This window comes from Streptomyces sp. MK37H, assembly GCF_018035285.1.
Classification (GTDB): Bacteria; Actinomycetota; Actinomycetes; order Streptomycetales; family Streptomycetaceae; genus Streptomyces; species Streptomyces endocoffeicus.
This window is the reverse complement of the sequence record NZ_JAAAYH010000188.1, coordinates 1-16736: the sequence shown is the minus strand read 5'-3', so window position 1 is coordinate 16736 and position 16736 is coordinate 1. Positions and strand designations below refer to the sequence as shown.

The following is a 16736-nucleotide window of genomic DNA, read 5'->3' as shown; positions in this document are numbered from 1 at the left end:
CCTGGACCCGGACAGGTTGACCCGTGCCGCGCCCGACGCCTGGCGCACCGCGTCCCGCGCCGACTTCTCCTCCTGGCCCGCGCGCGGCGACCGGGTCCGGGACACCGCGCTGCTGCGCCGCGCGCTGGCCGTCTGGGCGCGGCCGGGCGGTTCGGTGCGGGTGTCGGCCACCATGGGCACGCAGTCGGGGCCGCCGTCGGGGCCGCCGCAGCTGCTGTTCGCGGGCGAGGTGGACCAGGCCACGGTGGTGCTGCTGTACGACGGGCTACGGGTGGCGCGGTACGCGGAGGCGGGCGAGGGCGGCGCGGTCGCGCTGGACTTCGCCCGGCTGGACGCCGCGGACGCGGGCACCTCGACCGCGCTGGTCCTGAGCCGCACGGACGGCAACGTCCGCTATCTGACCGCCCCTTGGGTGCACCACGCCTGGGTGCGGGATCTGCTGCACCCGGCCGGGGCGCCGCGTCTACTGCGCCGCACCGGGGACGGGGTGACCGACCCGGTGCGCACCGTTCCGCGGCTGCGCCCCTGCCGTGGCTGGCCCGCGCTGCAGTTCGGCTCGCGGCTCGTGGCCGACCTCGGCGAACTGGCCCCGGCCCGGCTCACCTACGGCACCCCCGGCGCCGGGGTGCGCGATGTGGCGGGACGGGCGGCCCGGGCGAGCTGGGCCAGGACCGGATGCCGGCTGGCGATGATGCGGGCGCGCGGGGTGCGCTCGGTCAACGCCTGGCGGTTCGCCGCCCAGGCCCTGCCGGAGGCGGGCGGCCACGCCGCCTGGCTGTGCACCCGCGCCGACACCTGGCGGGGCACGGGCAGCAAGGTCCTGGCCCAGTTCCAGCCCTGGGACACCCGCCGGGGCAGGGCGGGCGCGGTCGCGGCCGGCGCCGACAACTCCCCCGCCTGCGGCCCGCGCGAGCCGCGGGTGCTGGCGGGGGTGCTGTGGAAGGCGCGGTCCGGCCACTGGTATCTGCTGGCCGCCGGAAGCCGCCAGGTGACCGGCATCGTCGCCACCGGCGGCGTCCGGGGCCGCTCCTACGGCCGCGGGCTGACCCTCCCCGCGAAGGCGGGCGCCCGCGCCGACCTCAAGGCCCGCCTGGCGAACGGCGACCGGCTGGGCCCCCTGCGCTGACGCTCCGCTGGAAGTGCCCCGACCTGCCGTCGATCGTCCGCAGCGCCATCGTGGCTGGTCCCACGCGGCGGAGCCGCATATCGACACAGCCGCGGCGGAGCCGCACACCGACACAGCCCCGCGCCCCTTATGCGGCTCCGCCGCGTGGCCCGCCGCAGGCGCCACGCTCCGCCGGACACCCCCTCAGCGCCCGGCGGCCCCCGCCGTGAAGACGGCGACCGTGCGGCCGGGCACGGTGAAGGTGCCGCTCGCGCGCTCGTAGCCGGACGTCCTCACCGTGGCGTCGGAGCCGCGCGCCTGGACCGGGTGGAGGGCGTACGGGGTCCCGGCCAGGGCGGGGACGGTCTGCGACCGCCGGGACGGGGTCGCGTTGAAGACCACGACAAGTCGGCCGAGCCGCATGGTGATCACGCCCGGCGTCTCCCCGGTCCCGGACAGCGGGAAGGACAGCGCCTGCTGCACCCCCTCCGCCGTGGCCTGGCTGAACGCCTTCTCGGTGGTGCGAATCCGCAGCAGATCCCGGTAGGCCGCCGAGGCACCCGTGATCTCGGAGCAGCCGGGGCGTGCCGCCGGATTGGTCAACAGGGGTTTGGCGTACGGCCACTTGGACTCGTTGTCCGCCGCCGGGGGCAGTCCCCGGCCGAAGCCGTTGCCGGTCGCGCAATCCCAATGGATGGCGTTGAACCAGTCCCCGCTGTCGAAGGAGTTGCGGTCCAGCGACTTCGAGCGCAGCAGATCGGTGCCCGCCTGGCTGAGCGCCGGCCCCTGGGAGAGGGTGGCGGTGGCCAGGGCCAGGACCTGGGCCCGGGCGCGGTCGGCGGCCGAGGTGGTGGTGGGGAGCTTGTAGGCGAGCGCGTCGTAGAGGGTCTCGTTGTCATGGGCGTCGGCGTAGGCGAGCGCGTCGCCGGGGGCGGCGGCGTAACCGGCCGGTGAGCCGTTGTAGTCGACCTCGGAGCCCTTGACCCGGCGTCCGCCGGTGTCGGTGAAGGCGTAGTCGGCGAGGTTGCCGGAGAGCCCGACCTTGATCAGGTCCTGGGCGTGCAGCAGCCGGGCCCGCTGCTCGTCCCGGCCGCCGTTGGCCGGTGAGCCGTTGGGGTCGGTGAAGAGCCCGGAGGCGAAACCCTGGACGCGGGGGTCCTCGTCGAACGGCCCGCCGCCGCGCACCGCGTCCCGCGCCCGGTCGCTGAAGGTGGCGATGCCGGTGCCGGCCATGTTGCGCTGGGTGGCCTGGACGAAGCGGGCGTCGTCGGCCGCCTCGCCGAAGTTCCAGCCCTCCCCGTAGAGGATGATCGACTTGCCGTCCACCCCGTCCTTGGCGGGGGTCAGGGCATCGAGGGCCTTGCGCACGGCCAGGATGTTGGCCTTGGGGTGGTGGCCCATGAGGTCGAAGCGGAAGCCGTCGACCTTGTACTGGCGGGCCCAGGTGACGATCGAGTCCACCACCAGCTTGCCCATCATCGCGTGCTCGGGCGCGGTGCCGGGGCAGCAGGTGGAGGTGGCCACGCTGCCGTCGTCCAGCAGCCGCTGGTAGTAGCCGGGCACGATGCGGTCGAGCACCGACTTGTCGTCCTGCCCGGCGGCCACCGTGTGGTTGTAGACCACGTCCATGACCGTGCGCAGCCCGGCGTGGGCCAGCCCCTGCACCATCTGCCGGAACTCGCGGGTGCGGGCCGGGCCGTCCGGGTCGCTGGCGTAGCTCCCCTCCGGCACGGTGTAGTGCAACGGGTCGTAGCCCCAGTTGTAGCCGTCCCTGTCGGCGGTCCCGGCCACGCACTTCTGCTGCTGGTCGGAGTCGGCGGGCAAGGCGGCCAGATCGCAGCCGGGCCGGGCCTGGTCGGACCGCCGCTCCGGGACGGTGCCGAAGTCGAAGGCGGGCAGGAGGTGGACGTACGAGGTGCCGGACCGGGCCAGCCGCGTGAGGTGCCGCATCCCGTCCGAGCCGCGGTCGGTGAAGGCGAGGTACTGGCCGGGGTGGGCGCTGGTGCGGTCCGCGATGGAGAAGTCGCGGATCTGCAGCTCCTGGATGCGGGCGTCGCGCAGCGGAACGGCCCTGGGCTTCTCCAGCGACGCCCAGCCGGCGGGGGCGAGCCGGGGATCGGCCAGATCGGTGACCAGGCTGCGGGCGGAGTCGGCGGTCAGGGCGGTGGAGTAGGGGTCGGTGACCTCGTTGGTGACGGTCTTCCCGGCGCTCGGCGCCCAGACCCGGACCCGGTAGCGGTAGGGCCTGTCCCGCCAGTCGGGGCTCCCGGTCACGCTCCACACCCCGCTGCCGGGGTCCCGACGCATGGCGACGGTGCGCCCGTCGAGGTCGAGTGAGACTTTCTGGGCGGTCGGCGCCCATACGGAGAGGGTGGGGCGGCCGCCGTGGAAGACCGGGCCGAGGCGGGCCCGGCGCGCCCGGTCGGCGTAGAGGTCGTCCAGCACGCCGGGGATCTGCACCCCGGTGCGGTGCAGCACGTGGTCGCGGTCGTCGGCCGCGCGCTGGACGGCGGTGAGCGGGCCGCGCAGCGCCGTGGCGGCCTTGTCCCGGTCGCGCGGGTCGAGCCGATAGGCGGGGCGGTCGGCCAGGTGCGGGTAGGCGGCCTTCTGGGCATCGGTCAGGGAGGCCGGGGCCAGCCGCAGGATGCCGCCGTCCGCGGAGCGCAACTCCTCGGCGGTCGCGGCGGTGTGCTCGACCTTCCAGACGACGGTGGCACGGTCGATCCACTGCGCCTCGGCGGGCGTCGCCTCCGCGGTGGCGGGCGTCGCGGCCCGGGCGGTCTGCGATACGGCGGGCACGGCCGCCGCGCCCAGCACCAGGGTGGCGAGCGCGGCGGCGGTGCGAAAGAGGGTGGCTCTCGGGGGTTTCACGGGGCTGGTGGCTCCTTGAGGTGTGGTGTGGGTGTGGGCTCCGCGCCCCCGCTCCCCGGGCGGGGGCGGAGGCGGCCTCCGGCCCCGCCCGGGGAGCGAGGAGGACGTCGGGGGCGATTCGATGCCCGGGGCAGGCGCGGAGCCCGGGGCCTGGTGCGGTGCCTGATGCCCGGGGCGACGGCCGGTGAGGCGGAACCCGGGGCCCGGGGCCATGCCCGGGGCCGTGCCCGGGGCCGTGGGGGCCATGCCCGGGGCCGTGCCCGAGGCCGGACCCGAGGCCATGCCCGAGGCCGTGCCCGGGGCCATGCCCGAGGCCGTGCCCGAGGCCGTGCCCGAGGTCCGGGGTCCGGGGCCGTGCCCGAGGTCCGGGACCGTGCCCGGGGCCCGAGGCCGTGCCCGGGGCCCGAGGCCGAGCCCGGGGCCCGAGGCCGAGCCCGAGGCCCGAGGCCGAGCCCGAGGCCCGAGGCCGAGCCCGAGGCCCGAGGCCGAGCCCGAGGCCCGAGGCCGAGCCCGAGGCCCGAGGCCGAGCCCGAGGCCCGAGGCCGAGCCCGAGGCCGAGCCCGAGGCACGGGCCGAGCCCAGGGGCGGAACCTCGGACCCAAGCCGGAACCCCGGACCCAAGCCAGAACCCCGGACCCAAGCCAGAACCCCGGACCCAAGCCAGAACCCCGGACCCAAGCCAGAACCCCGGACCCAAGCCAGAACCCCGGGGCAGGGGCGGAGCCCCTTGCCTCCGGGCCCGCTGGTGAAGGCCGCGGCCTACCCGCAGCTACGGGCCCCGGTATGCAAGGCGACCGCCGTATTCGCGCCCAGCGTGGCGGTGAACTGGCCCGAGGAGTCGACCGTGACGGACTTGCCGCTCTGGACGTCGCAGTAGCCGCCCGCCGGGAGCGAGGTCTGGAAGGTCCGGGTCAGGGAGCCGCTCTCGTGGTTGATGGCCACGTACGCCTTGTCGCCGCGCCCGAACGCGATGGCGTTGTTGCCGTTGTCCCACCAATTGGTCACCGAGGCGCCCCGGGCCGTGTTACGGAAGGCGACCATGCTCATGATCTCGGGCCATTTGTGCTGGCACTTCCAACCGTCCTGGTAGCAGGCGCCCACCGCGCCGCCGTTCGGCGGGCCCGCGTCGTTGTCGCTGAACTCGTAGCCGGAGTGGACGTCCGGGGAGCCGTACGGCCAGGCCAGCATGAAGACGTTGGCGAGGGTGTAGTCGGCGCCGTCTCTGTAGGTGAGGGTGGAGCCGTTCCGCTCGGTGTCCCAGTTGTCGACGAAGACACCGGACTGGCCGCTCGCCATATGGCCCCAGCCCTCGCCGAAGTTCTTCAGATACGCCAGCTTCTCGCTCTGGAACACCCGCTTGAGGTCACGGCCGTAGCGGAACTCCTGCACATCGCCGTTGCGCAGATACTCCGTCGGGGAGACCGCCTCGCCCTCGCCGTAGATGACCTCCTGCTTCCAGTAGACGCCGGGGTCGCTCAACTGGCTTTTGATGGCGGCCAGATCGTCCGCCGGGATGTGCTTGGCGCCGTCGACGCGGAAGCCGTCCACGCCGAGCGAGAGCAGGTCGTTGAGGTACTGCGCGAGCCGGGTGCGGACGTAACTCTCACCGGTGTCCAGGTCGGCGAGGCCCACCAGCTCGCAGTGCTGTACGTTCCAGCGGTCCTGGTAGTTGCTGATCTGCGCGGTGCAGTCGTCCATGTCCTGGGGCTGGTAGATGCCGGGGTAGTCGTACTTGGTGTACGAGGAACCGCCGGTGCCGGTGCCGGACCCGGCGGACATGTGGTTGATGACGGCGTCGGCCACCACCTTGACGCCCGCCGCGTGGCAGGTGTCGATCATGTTCTTGAAGGCGGTGCGGTCGCCGAGCCGCCCCGCGATCTTGTAGCTGACGGGCTGGTAGGAGGTCCACCACTGGCCGCCCTGGATGTGCTCGGTGGCCGGGGACACCTCGACATAACCGTATCCGGCCGGGCCGAGGGTGCTGGTGCACTCCTTGGCGACGGAGTCGTACTTCCACTCGAAGAGTTCGGCGGTGACGTCCTTGGCGCCGGGCGGTGTCGCCCGCGCGGTCTGGGGCAGTGCGACGAGCGTCACCGCGCTCGCCGCGAGGGCGAGCGCGGTGGCAAGGGGGATGCGGCTGCTGGCCATCGTTCCTCCGTGGGGGGAGTTCGGGGGTGCCGATTGAGCCTCGTACGGCAACGCGCCATGCCCGTAAGGCCAGTTGAAGGTTCTTGCTGCAAGACGTCAGTGGTGGGGTGGTGACGGGACCGTACTCGCGAGTTTTTGTTGTTGCAAGACCTTTCGCAAGCAGTTGCGGCGGTGTTACGTTCAACCACGTTCTCCGGTCCGGCCGGCCGGGGGTCCAGTCAACGGGCCCCACGCGCCCGGCCGGTCGGATCGGTTCGGGGGACGGGGCGTCAGTCCTGGTCCGGGACGGCCATTTCCCCGAGGAGGGACCAATCTCCTTGGGGCACGTTCATATTGACGATCCGCGGGGTCTCCACCAGGTGCGGCGGCAGTGTCCGCTGCGCGGCCCGGAAGTGCGGCGAGTTGACGTGTGCCGCGCCGGCCTCCTCGTCGCGAAACGCCTCTACCAGGACGTACTCGGCCGGGTCCTCGACGCTGCGGGACCAGTCGAACCACAGGCACCCCGGCTCGGCGCGGGTGTCCCGGGTGAAGTCGCCCGCGATCTCGGGCCAGCGGTCCGCGTCCTCGGGCAGCACGCGGAACTTCGCGGTGATGAAGATCATTGATAAGCCTTTCGTCGGTGATGACCGGCCCGTCCCCCGGTGGGTGACCGGCCGGGTCGCAGGATCAGCGGTCAGGGGACGAGAACGGCGCGTCCGCGGACCCGGCCGGCGTCGAGGTCGTCCAGGGCTTCCTGGAAACGGTCCAGCGGGTACGTGGTGGTGTGCAGGCGCACGCGGTCCTGTGCGGCGAGCACCATCAGCTCGCACAGGTCGGTGTAGGAGCCGACGAGATTGCCGATGAAATTGATCTCGGCGGAGATGATGTCGATCGTCGGGATGTCGAGGTTCTCCCCGTACCCCACCACGTGGTAGTCGCCCGCGCGGCGCAGCATGCGGACGCCGTCCCGGGTCGCGCCGCCTTCGCCGACGAAGTCGACGACCGCCTCGGCGCCCTGCCCGCCCGTCAGCTCCAGCACTTCCTCGACCTGGTCCCCGCTCGCCACGACCCCGCGGTCGGCGCCGATGGAGACGGCCAGTTCCACGGCGTCGGGGTTGCGGTCGACCACGATGAGTTCGGCGGCCGTGGTGGCCTTCAGAACCTGTACGCCGATGTGTCCGAGCCCGCCCGCGCCGATGATCACGCACCTGGTCCCGGGGCGCAGCCGGCCGGCGGCCTTGGCCGCGGCGTGGTAGGCGGTGAGCCCCGCGTCGGCGAGCGCGGCGACGTCGGCGGGTTCGAGGGAACCGCCGAGCTGCACGACGCTGCGGGCCGAGGTCTTCAGGTACTCGGCGTAGCCGCCGTGGGTGTCGATGCCGGGGAAGAGGCTCTGCCGGCAGTGGACGTCGTCACCGGCCCGGCAGGCCGGGCACAGCCCACAGGTGATCAGGGGGTGCACGATGACCTTGTCGCCCTCGGCGACGTTGGTGACCGCGCTGCCGACCGCATGGACCCAGCCGGCGTTCTCGTGCCCGATGGTGCAGGGCAGGCTCACCCCGGACTTGTCCGCCCACTGCCCTTCGAGAATGTGGAGATCGGTGCGGCACACACCCGCCCCGCCGATCTTGACGATCACGTCGTGCGGGCCGGTGATCTCCGGATGCGGTACGTCGGTCATGCGCGGGCTCTGGCCGTAGCCCACGACCTGGACTGCCTTCATGGAGCGTTCTCCTTCATCGAGGGAGGGCGGCGCGCGGGTACCCCGCGCGGGGAGACTGATCGGCCCCGTCCGAAGAGGCACGCTAGGCAGCGATGACACACATCAGCGAGGTGCCGGGTGTCTCACTTCGAGACACCGCCCTCGCTGGACCGTTCCGGCGGGCAGTACCGTGGCCACGGTCGCCGTGTCCCTACGGAGGTCGAAGTGGACAGCCACCGCCTGGCCCCGCGCCTGCTGGCATCGTGGCAGCGCAGTCGGCACTACGGTCTGTCGCCGGAGGAGATGCGGCCCGTGTTCACCGGTTCGGTGGACACGGCCTCCCTGTTCTACGAGTGCGGTCATGAGGTGCTGCGGGGCCTGCGGGACACGCTCGCCGACGAGGCGGTCAGCATGATGATCGCCGACAGCGACGGCCTGGTGCTGTACCGGGAGTGCGACGACGCCTCGATCAGCCGGTCCCTGGACCGGGTCCATCTGGCGCCCGGTTTCTCCTTCGCCGAACGCGACGTGGGCACCAACGGGCTCGGCCTCGCCCTGGCGGATCGTGCTCCGTCACTGGTTCGGGCGGACGAGCACTACTGCACCGGCCTGCGGGGATACACCTGTGCCGCGGCACCGGTGCTCGACCCGGGGACCGGTGCGCTCGTCGGCAGCGTCAACCTCACCACCTGGTCCGATTCGTCCTCGGAGCTGTCGCTGGCCCTGACGCAGGCCGCCGCCGGGAACACGGCGGCGCTCATGCTGGCCCGGGGGACCGGCCGGAGGGTCCCACCGGCCCCGCGGGGTGAGGTGTTCCGGGTGTACGCCGACCGGTACCACCAGCACGGCCACGCTCACCAGACGCTCTCCCCCGGCTGGACGGACGCCGTCGCCACCGCGCGTACGGCCTCGGCCCGCGGGCGAGTCGTCGCGGCGGTCGGTGAGCCGGGAGCGGGGAAGGCCGCGCTGGTCTCCACCGCCCGCCGGCAGAACGGGGCGCGGGAACGCCTGCTCAGTGCCCGTCCGCCCGCACCCGGCGACGTCGCTGCGTGGCTGGCGCTGTGGGCTCCCGAGCTGGGCAAGGACAGCACCTGCGTCGTCGTCTCCGGTGTGGACCGGCTGCCGGCCTGGGCGGCCACCGAGCTGGCCCGGCTGTTCGACGAGGCGCGCCGGGTGACCGGGGAGGGGTCCGGGCGTCTGCCGCCGTTCGCCGTGACGGCCCAGCGGTTCTCCGCGATCCCGGACGTGCTGAGGCCGCTGGTCGACACCGTGGTCGAGGTGCCTGCCCTGCGCTTCCGCCCCGACGACATCCTGCCGCTGGCCCGCCACTTCGCACGGCGGCACCGTGGACCCACGGTGACGTTCACGCCCGCCGCGGCCCGGGCGCTGACGTCCTACGACTGGCCCGAGAATGTCAGGCAGCTGCGCCGGGTGGTGCGTGAGGCGGCGTCGAGGACGGATGTGATCGACACCCGTCATCTCCCGGCCGAGGTGTTCACCGGCTCGAGCGGCCAGCTGACCCGGCTGCAGCTCCTCGAACGGGACGAGATCGTGCGCTGCCTGACCGAGCCGGGCACGACGGTGGCGCAGGCGGCGGCGAAACTGGGCATGGGCCGCGCCACCGTCTACCGCAAGATGGCCCGCTACGGCATCCGGGTGCCCGGCCGGCGAAGGGACGCCGGGCCCTGACCGGCCGGCGGTACCTGGGCGGTCGAACCGCGGACCACGAGGTCCGGCTGGAAGACGAACTCCGTGTGCTGGACCGGGTTTCCGGCCATCTCCTCCAGCAGCGCCCCCACCGCCGCCGTCGCCATCGACTGCACCGGCTGGCGGACCGTGGTCAGCGGGGGATCGGTGAAGGCGATCAGCGGGGAGTCGTCGAAGCCGACCACCGACACATCGTGCGGCACCCGCAGTCCGCGCCGGGCCGCCTCCCGGATCACCCCGAGCGCCATCAGATCGCTGCCGCACACGATGCCCGTACAGCCCTGGTCCAGCAGCGTGGCCGCCGCCACCTGCCCGCCCTCGACGCTGAAGAGCGTATGCCGCACCAACTCCCGTGCCTCGTCCGCCGATCGGCCCAGCAGCTCCGCGCTCGCCGCGAGGAACCCCTCGACCTTGCGCAGCGCGGGGACATAGCGGGCCGGCCCCACCGCGAGGCCGATCCGGTGGTGGCCGAGCGCGGCGAGATGGCGGACGGCCATCCGCGCCGCCGCCCGGTCGTCGGGCGAGACGAACGTGGCCTGGATGTGCTCGTGGTAGCCGTTGATCAGCACGAACGGCACCTTGCGCCCGGCCAGCCGGGCATAGCGGGCAGGGTCGGCCGTGGTGTCGGCGTGCAGTCCGGACATGAAGACGATGCCCGCCACATCGCGCTCCTCCAACTGCTCCACCAGCTCGTCCTCGGTGGCGCCACCGGGCATCTGGGTGCACAGGATCGGGGTGTAGCCATGACCGGCCAGCACCTGCTCGATGATCTGCGCGAAGGCGGGGAAGACCGGGTTGGTCAGCTCCGGGATCACCAGGCCGACCAGCCCGGCGCTGCGCCGCCGCAGCCGTACCGGCCGTTCGTAGCCGAGGACGTCGAGGGCGGCGAGCACCCGCTGCCGGGTGGTGGCCGCCACGCCCGCCTTGCCGTTGAGCACCCGGCTGACGGTGGCCTCGCTGACCTTGGCCTGGGCGGCGATATCGGCGAGCCGCGGCGGCGCCCCCGGTGAGCCCGCCGCGGATGGGCCCGCCGCGGGTGGGCCCGCCTCCCGTGCGCTCGCCGCCGACGGGCCCGCCGCGGGCGGACTCGTCACGACTTGGTCGCCCCGGCCGTGAGCCCCGCCACCAGATGGCGCTGGGCCCAGGAGAACACCAGCGCCGCCGGGATGGCGATCATGACGGCCGCGGCCGTCATGGAGCCCCAGTCGGAGGTGTACTGGTTGACGAAGGTCTGGAGCCCCGCCGCGAGCGTGAGGTTCTCCTCCCCCGTCATGAAGGCGGAGGCGTAGGCCACCTCGGCCCAGGCGGTGATGAAGGTGTAGAACGCGGTCACCGCGAGCCCCGGCTTGGCCAGCGGGACGACCAGCCGCCAGAAGGTCCCGAAGGGGTTGAGCCCGTCGACCCGGCCCGATTCGTCGATCTCCACCGGGATGGTGTCGAAGAAGCCCTTCATCATCCAGGCGCAGAACGGCACGGCCACGGTGAGATAGGTGACGATGAGCGAGATCGGCTGGTTGAGCCAGCCCAGCGTCGACATGATGTTGTACAGCGGCACGATGAGGATGGCCACCGGGAACATCTGGGTGATCAGCAGCAGCCACATCAGCGGGCGCATCCCGGGAAACCGGAAGCGGCTGACGGCGTAGCCGGTGGTGGCCGCGACGAAGACGCCCAGGAGCGTGGTGATGACCACGATGAACAGCGAGTTGCCGAACCAGGTCAGGAACTCGGTGTCGCCCAGGACGTGTTGGTAGTTCCGCAGCGTCGGGTCCTTCACCACATCGGTGCTGAACGCCTCGCTCTTGGGCTTGAACGAGGTCACCACCAGCCACAGCGGCGGGAAGACCGCGACCGCGGAGGCGATGACGAGCGTGGTGTGCAGCCCGACGGAGGCGAGCGGGCCGCGTCGTTGGTCGCGCATGGCTACCACACCTCTCCCTGCTTGCGGAGCGAACGGCGGTAGATCACCGCGAAGAGCATGAGGATGAGCAGGATCAGCACACCCCAGGCCGAGGCGCCGGCGAAGTCGCGCGGGCTGTTGACGAAGGAGAGCCGGTAGGCGTACGTCACCAGGATCTCGGTGGAGTCGCCGGGCCCGCCACGGGTCAGCAGGAAGATCACCGGGAACATGTTGAACGTCCAGATGGTCGACAGCAGGATCACGGTGGAGCTGACCGAGCGCAGCCCGGGCAGGGTGATGTGGCGGAACCGCTGCCAGGGGCTCGCCCCGTCCATCTCGGCGGCCTCGTACAGCTCACCGGGGATGGACTGCAGCCCGCCGAGCAGCGCGACCAGCATGAACGGCACCCCGAGCCAGATGTTCACGGCGATCACCGAGGCCTTGGCCATGGTGGGGTCGTTCAGCCAGGGCACCGCGTCGATCCCGCCGCCGTGCAGCACCTTGTTGAGGATGCCGTTCTTCTCGTTGTAGAGCAGCCGCCAGGCGAAGACGGAGACGAAGGCGGGGACGGCCCACGGCAGGATCAGCAGCGACCGGTAGAGGGTGCGCCCGGCGAACCGCCGGTTGAGCAGCACGGCCAGGCCCAGGCCGATCGAGAAGGTGAGCGCCACGCAGCAGACCGTCCAGGTGACGGTCCAGCCCAGCCGGTCCCAGAAGATCTGGTCCTTGAGGATCGCCTGGAAGTTGTCGAGGCCGACCGTCTGGTAGGTGGCGGGGATGTGGTTGATCCCGATGGTGCGCTCGACATTGGCCTCGTTGGCGTCGGTCAGCGACAGATAGACACCGCGGACCAGCGGATAGCCGATGATCAGCCCGATGACGAGCACGACGGGCGCGACCATGGCCCAGGCGTACCAGTGGCGGGCGAGCGCGTTGCGGATCCGGCGCGGCGGTGGGGTGCCGGCCTTGTGAACCCGGCCACCCCGGCCGCGGGCGCCCTTCGCGCCCGCGGCCGGGTCCAGCGGCCGGCTGGTGTCGACAGCCATCGTCGCCGGCCCTACTTCCAGTCGCCCTTGAGGAGCTTGCGGTACGCGTCACCGACCGCGTTGGCGGCCTTCTCGGGTGAGGTCTTGCCGGTGAGGACGCCCGGGAACTGCACCAGGATCGCCTGGAAAAGGCTGTTGCCCTCGGGGATCCAGGGGCGCTCGACGGCCTTGTCGACGGCGGCCTTGAAGAACTTCACATTGGGGTTCGCGGCGACCGTCTTGTTGGAGTAGACGGAGGTGCGGGTGGGCAGCAGGGAGAGCTTCTCGGTGGTCTTGGCCTGCACCTCGGCAGAGCTCATGTACTGCGCGAAGGCGTAGGAGGCGTCCAGGTTCTTCGACCCGGCGTAGACGGTGAGGTTCTGGCCGCCCTGCGGGGCGCCCTGGCCCTTGCTGCCGGCCGGGACCGGGACCACTCCGAGGTTGGACTTGTCCTTGAACGCCTTGCCCGCCAGGGTGTCCTCGATCGCCCACGGCCCGTTGATCGTCATCGCGACGTCGCCGTTCTTGATGGCGTTCTGCATGTTGTCCCAGCCGTCGGTGGCGTCGGTCTCCGCCGCCTTGGAGGTGACCAGGTCGCGGGCGGCCGCGAACGCCTTGATGCCGGGCTCGTCGTCGATGGTGACCTTCTTGGCGCCGGTGTCGAGGAGGTCGCCGCCCTCGCCGTAGATGAAGGGCAGGTACCAGTAGGCGTCGTCGCCGCGCAGATAGAGGCCGGTCTTGCCGGTCTTCTCCTTGATCTTCTTGGCTGCGGCCTTGAGCTCGGTCCAGTCCTTGGGCGGCTGGACCCCGGCGTCCTTCAGCATCTTCTTGTTGTAGAAGAGCCCGAGGGTGTCGATGACCTGCGGTACGGCGTAGGTCTTGCCCTTGAACTTGGCGCCCGCGAGCGCCTTGGGCAGATAGTCGGACTGGTCGGCGAGGGCGGGAGTGCCGTCCAGCGGGGCGAGATAGCCGATGTTGGCCAGGTCCTGGGTCCAGGCCACCTCGGTGCGCAGCACATCGGGCGCGCCGGAGCCGCCGGAGCCCGCGGCGTTCTTGAACTTGGCCAGCGCCTCGCCGAAGGGCACATTGACGTAGTTGACCTTGACGTCGGGGTGCTTCTTCTCGAAGCCCAGGGCGAGCTCCTTGTACGTGCCCTTCTCCGCGTCGTTCGACGTGTCCCAGTACGTCACGGTGCCGGAGAGATGGCCGCCGGACTTCTTGTCGCCGCTGCCGCCGTCGTCACCGCCGCACGCCGTCGCCGCGAGCGCCATGGCCGCGACGAGTGCGGTGGCCGCTATGCCACGTCGCATCTGAACTCCTTCAAAGCCGGCCGCTCCATCGCGGCCCCGGGTTGCGGAGGAACGTAACAGGGCCTCAAGGCCGCCGAAAGACCTTGCGGCAAATTTCTGCAAGGCGCCCGGCATCGTTACGTCCGCGTGTCCCCGCGGTAGCCGCTCCGCTCCCGATCCGGCGCTTGACATACGCTCACAGCACGACCGGGGCACCCCCCGAAGGGCATCAGCGCGCCCTGCAAGCTCTTCCGCAAGGCATTGCAGAGCTGTTACGTTCGCGCCATGACCCAGGAGCTCACGACCTCCCTTGCCACCGAGCCGGCGCGACCGTCCGAAGGCCACGGATGGTGGCGCGACGCCGTCATCTACCAGGTGTACGTACGGTCCTTCGCCGACAGCGACGGCGACGGGATCGGCGATCTGCGCGGGGCGCGGGAGCGGCTGCCGCACCTCGCCGGGCTGGGTGTGGACGCCGTCTGGCTGACCCCCTTCTACGCCTCCCCGCAGGCCGACGGCGGCTACGACGTGGCGGACTACCGCGCCGTGGACCCGCTCTTCGGCACCCTCGGCGACGCGGACGACCTGGTGCGCACCGCCCATGAGCTGGGGCTGAAGGTGATCGTGGACGTCGTCCCGAACCACAGCTCGGACCAGCACCCGTGGTTCCGCGAGGCGCTCGCCGACCGGCCCGGCGGCGCGGCCCGCGCCCGCTACCACTTCCGCCCCGGCCACGGCGCCCACGGCGAACTGCCGCCGAACGACTGGGAGTCGGTCTTCGGCGGGCCCGCCTGGACCCGTACCACCGATCCGGACGGCACCCCCGGCGAGTGGTATCTGCACCTGTTCGCCCCCCAGCAGCCCGACCTCAACTGGGACTCCCCCGAGGTCCGCGCGGAGTTCGACTCGGTACTGCGCTTCTGGCTGGATCTGGGCGTGGACGGCTTCCGCGTCGATGTCGCGCACGGCATGGTCAAGGCCGCCGGGCTGCCCGACATCGGCCGCACCGAACAGGCCAAGCTGATCGGCTCCCAGGTGCTGCCGTTCTTCGACCAGGACGGGGTGCACGAGATCCACCGCTCCTGGCGGCGGCTGCTGGACTCCTACCCCGGTGACCGGATCGGCGTCGCCGAGGCATGGGCGCCCACCGCCGAGCGGCTGGCCCTCTACGTACGCCCCGACGAGCTGCACCAGGCGTTCAACTTCCAGTTCCTGAAGTGCCCGTGGGACGCGGCCGCGATGCGCGAGGTGATCGACGAGTCGCTGGCCGCCACCGGCTCCGTCGGCGCCCCCACCACCTGGGTGCTCTCCAACCACGACGTGGTCCGGCACACCACCCGCTACGCCGACGGAGCCGGCGGCGGCCCGGAGCGAGGGCTCGCCCGCGCCCGTGCCGCGGCCCTGCTCATCCTGGCGCTGCCCGGCTCGGCCTATCTCTACCAGGGCGAGGAGCTGGGCCTGCCCGAGGTGACCGAGCTGCCGGACGAGCTGCGCCAGGACCCGGCCTTCTTCCGCACCTCCGCCGACGGGCAGGAGGGCCAGGACGGTCAGGACGGCTTCCGCGACGGCTGCCGGGTGCCCCTGCCCTGGACCCGCTCCGGCGACTCCTACGGCTTCGGCCCCGGCGGCAGCTGGCTGCCCCAGCCGGAGGACTGGGCCGAGCTGTCCGTCGAGGCGCAGACCGGCGACCCCGGCTCCACGCTGGAGCTGTACCGCGACGCGCTCGCGCTGCGCCGTGAGCTGCCGGGCCTCGGGGACGGACCGATGAGCTGGCTTCAGGCCCCGGCGGGGGTGCTCGCGCTGTCCCGGCCGGGCCTGGTGTGCACGCTCAACACGCTCGCGGAGGAGGTCGAACTGCCGGTTCCGGGGCGTGCGCTGCTGTCGTCCGCGCCGCTGGCGTACAAGGCCGGAACCGTGCGCATTCCGCCTGATTCGTGCGCGTGGTGGGCAATCTGACACGCGACCGGTACAGTCCCACTCCATGACCGCACGGCTTGCTGACATCGCAGCCCAGGCGGGGGTCAGCGAAGCCACCGTCAGCCGCGTCCTCAATGGCAGGCCGGGGGTGGCGGCGGCCACCCGCGAGTCCGTCCTCGCCGCTCTGGACGTCCTCGGCTATGAGCGGCCGGTGCGGCTGCGGCAGCGCAGCGCCGGACTGGTGGGACTGATCACGCCCGAGCTGGAGAACCCGATCTTCCCCGCGCTCGCCCAGGTCATCGGGCAGGCGCTCACCCGGCAGGGCTACACCCCGGTGCTGGCCACCCAGACCCCCGGCGGCTCGACCGAGGACGAGCTGACCGAGATGCTGGTGGACCGGGGGGTGGCCGGGATCATCTTCGTCTCCGGGTTGCACGCGGACACCTCGGCCGATATGCAGCGCTATGACCAGCTGCGCGGCCAGGGTGTGCCGTTCGTGCTGGTGGACGGCTTCTCGCCGAAGGTGCGGGCGCCGTTCATCTCCCCCGACGACCGGGCGGCGATGGGGCTGGCGGTCACCCATCTGGTCTCGCTCGGGCACACCCGGATCGGTCTCGCGCTCGGGCCGAAGCGATTCGTACCCGTACTGCGCAAGATCGAAGGCTTTCAGCAGGCGGTGCGGGACCGGCTGGGGCTCTCCCCGGCCGAGTCCGAGGAGCTGATCCAGCATTCGCTGTACACCCTGGAGGGCGGCCAGGCGGCGGCGACCGCGCTGATCGAGCGGGGCTGTACGGCGGTGGTGTGCGCGAGCGACATGATGGCGCTCGGTGCCATCCGAGCGGCCCGGCAGAAGGGTCTGGCGGTCCCTCAGGACATCTCGGTGGTCGGCTTCGACGACTCCCCGCTGATCGCCTTCACCGATCCGCCGCTGACCACCATCCGTAAACCGGTGCAGTCGATGGGGCAGGCGGCGGTGCGGGCGCTGCTGGAGGAGATCGGCGGCACCCCGGCCCCGCCGAGCGAGTTCGTCTTCCTGCCCGAACTGGTGGTGCGCGGCTCCACGGCCTCGGGCCATGGCGTGGAGGCGCGGGGACGG

At 72.1% G+C, this 16736-nt stretch carries 11 protein-coding genes and 1 pseudogene; 4 read left to right on the top strand and 8 right to left on the bottom strand.

The window, feature by feature from the left end:
- Positions 1–1126 (top strand): annotated as a pseudogene (locus tag GWI24_RS24625) (hypothetical protein); the annotation flags it as partial.
- Between the two features lie 183 nt (positions 1127–1309).
- Here GWI24_RS24625 and pulA read toward each other — a convergent pair.
- The 4 genes from pulA to GWI24_RS24605 all read right to left on the bottom strand — a co-directional run bounded on the left by pulA (position 1310) and on the right by GWI24_RS24605 (position 7823).
- A complete protein-coding gene (gene pulA / locus GWI24_RS24620; protein ID WP_210948090.1) occupies positions 1310–3976 on the bottom strand; it encodes a pullulanase-type alpha-1,6-glucosidase in 2667 nt (888 codons plus the stop codon).
- A 759-nt stretch (positions 3977–4735) separates the two neighbouring features.
- Positions 4736–6124 carry an alpha-amylase family protein gene (locus tag GWI24_RS24615; protein ID WP_210948089.1) on the bottom strand — a complete coding sequence of 463 codons (1389 nt, stop codon included), beginning with the start codon at positions 6122–6124 and terminating at the stop codon, positions 4736–4738.
- A gap of 269 nt (positions 6125–6393) precedes the next feature.
- Positions 6394–6726 carry a putative quinol monooxygenase gene (locus GWI24_RS24610; RefSeq protein WP_210948088.1) on the bottom strand — a complete coding sequence of 111 codons (333 nt, stop codon included), beginning with the start codon at positions 6724–6726 and terminating at the stop codon, positions 6394–6396.
- Positions 6727–6797: 71 nt separating this feature from the next.
- On the bottom strand, positions 6798–7823 hold the full coding sequence (locus GWI24_RS24605) for an NAD(P)-dependent alcohol dehydrogenase (protein ID WP_210948087.1): 1026 nt from the start codon (positions 7821–7823) through the stop codon (positions 6798–6800).
- A 204-nt stretch (positions 7824–8027) separates the two neighbouring features.
- On the opposite strand from GWI24_RS24605, the gene GWI24_RS24600 reads away from it, so the two are divergent.
- The gene (locus GWI24_RS24600) at positions 8028–9491 is read left to right on the top strand and encodes a GAF domain-containing protein (protein ID WP_308343990.1); all 1464 of its coding nucleotides are present in this window, start codon (positions 8028–8030) and stop codon (positions 9489–9491) included.
- Here GWI24_RS24600 and GWI24_RS24595 read toward each other — a convergent pair.
- The 4 genes from GWI24_RS24595 to GWI24_RS24580 all read right to left on the bottom strand — a co-directional run bounded on the left by GWI24_RS24595 (position 9446) and on the right by GWI24_RS24580 (position 13744).
- Positions 9446–10489, bottom strand: coding sequence for a LacI family DNA-binding transcriptional regulator (locus GWI24_RS24595; protein ID WP_210948091.1), 1044 nt, complete (start codon positions 10487–10489; stop codon positions 9446–9448). The two genes, GWI24_RS24600 and GWI24_RS24595, sit on opposite strands and share 46 nt — an antisense overlap.
- A gap of 110 nt (positions 10490–10599) precedes the next feature.
- On the bottom strand, positions 10600–11430 hold the full coding sequence (locus GWI24_RS24590) for a sugar ABC transporter permease (protein ID WP_037959686.1): 831 nt from the start codon (positions 11428–11430) through the stop codon (positions 10600–10602).
- Positions 11431–11432: 2 nt separating this feature from the next.
- On the bottom strand, positions 11433–12455 hold the full coding sequence (locus GWI24_RS24585; protein ID WP_210948086.1) for a carbohydrate ABC transporter permease: 1023 nt from the start codon (positions 12453–12455) through the stop codon (positions 11433–11435).
- 11 nt (positions 12456–12466) lie between these two features.
- Entirely contained in the window at positions 12467–13744 is a 1278-nt protein-coding gene (locus tag GWI24_RS24580) for an extracellular solute-binding protein (protein ID WP_210948085.1), read from the bottom strand.
- A 264-nt stretch (positions 13745–14008) separates the two neighbouring features.
- Here GWI24_RS24580 and GWI24_RS24575 point away from each other — a divergent pair, with 264 nt between their 5' ends.
- Together GWI24_RS24575 and GWI24_RS24570 are read left to right on the top strand one after the other, a co-directional pair.
- Positions 14009–15679 carry a glycoside hydrolase family 13 protein gene (locus GWI24_RS24575; protein ID WP_210948084.1) on the top strand — a complete coding sequence of 557 codons (1671 nt, stop codon included), beginning with the start codon at positions 14009–14011 and terminating at the stop codon, positions 15677–15679.
- Between the two features lie 25 nt (positions 15680–15704).
- Positions 15705–16736, top strand: a 1032-nt coding sequence (locus GWI24_RS24570) for a LacI family DNA-binding transcriptional regulator (RefSeq protein WP_210948083.1), incomplete at its 3' end; no start/stop codon positions are given.

Coding starts and splice junctions, on each gene's coding strand:
- GWI24_RS24615 (WP_210948089.1), bottom strand. CDS start 6,124: ATGGCCAGCAGCCGCATCCCCCTTGCCACCGCGCTCGCCCTCGCGGCG.
- GWI24_RS24610 (WP_210948088.1), bottom strand. CDS start 6,726: ATGATCTTCATCACCGCGAAGTTCCGCGTGCTGCCCGAGGACGCGGAC.
- GWI24_RS24605 (WP_210948087.1), bottom strand. CDS start 7,823: ATGAAGGCAGTCCAGGTCGTGGGCTACGGCCAGAGCCCGCGCATGACC.
- GWI24_RS24590 (WP_037959686.1), bottom strand. CDS start 11,430: ATGCGCGACCAACGACGCGGCCCGCTCGCCTCCGTCGGGCTGCACACC.
- GWI24_RS24585 (WP_210948086.1), bottom strand. CDS start 12,455: ATGGCTGTCGACACCAGCCGGCCGCTGGACCCGGCCGCGGGCGCGAAG.
- GWI24_RS24580 (WP_210948085.1), bottom strand. CDS start 13,744: ATGCGACGTGGCATAGCGGCCACCGCACTCGTCGCGGCCATGGCGCTC.
- GWI24_RS24575 (WP_210948084.1), top strand. CDS start 14,009: ATGACCCAGGAGCTCACGACCTCCCTTGCCACCGAGCCGGCGCGACCG.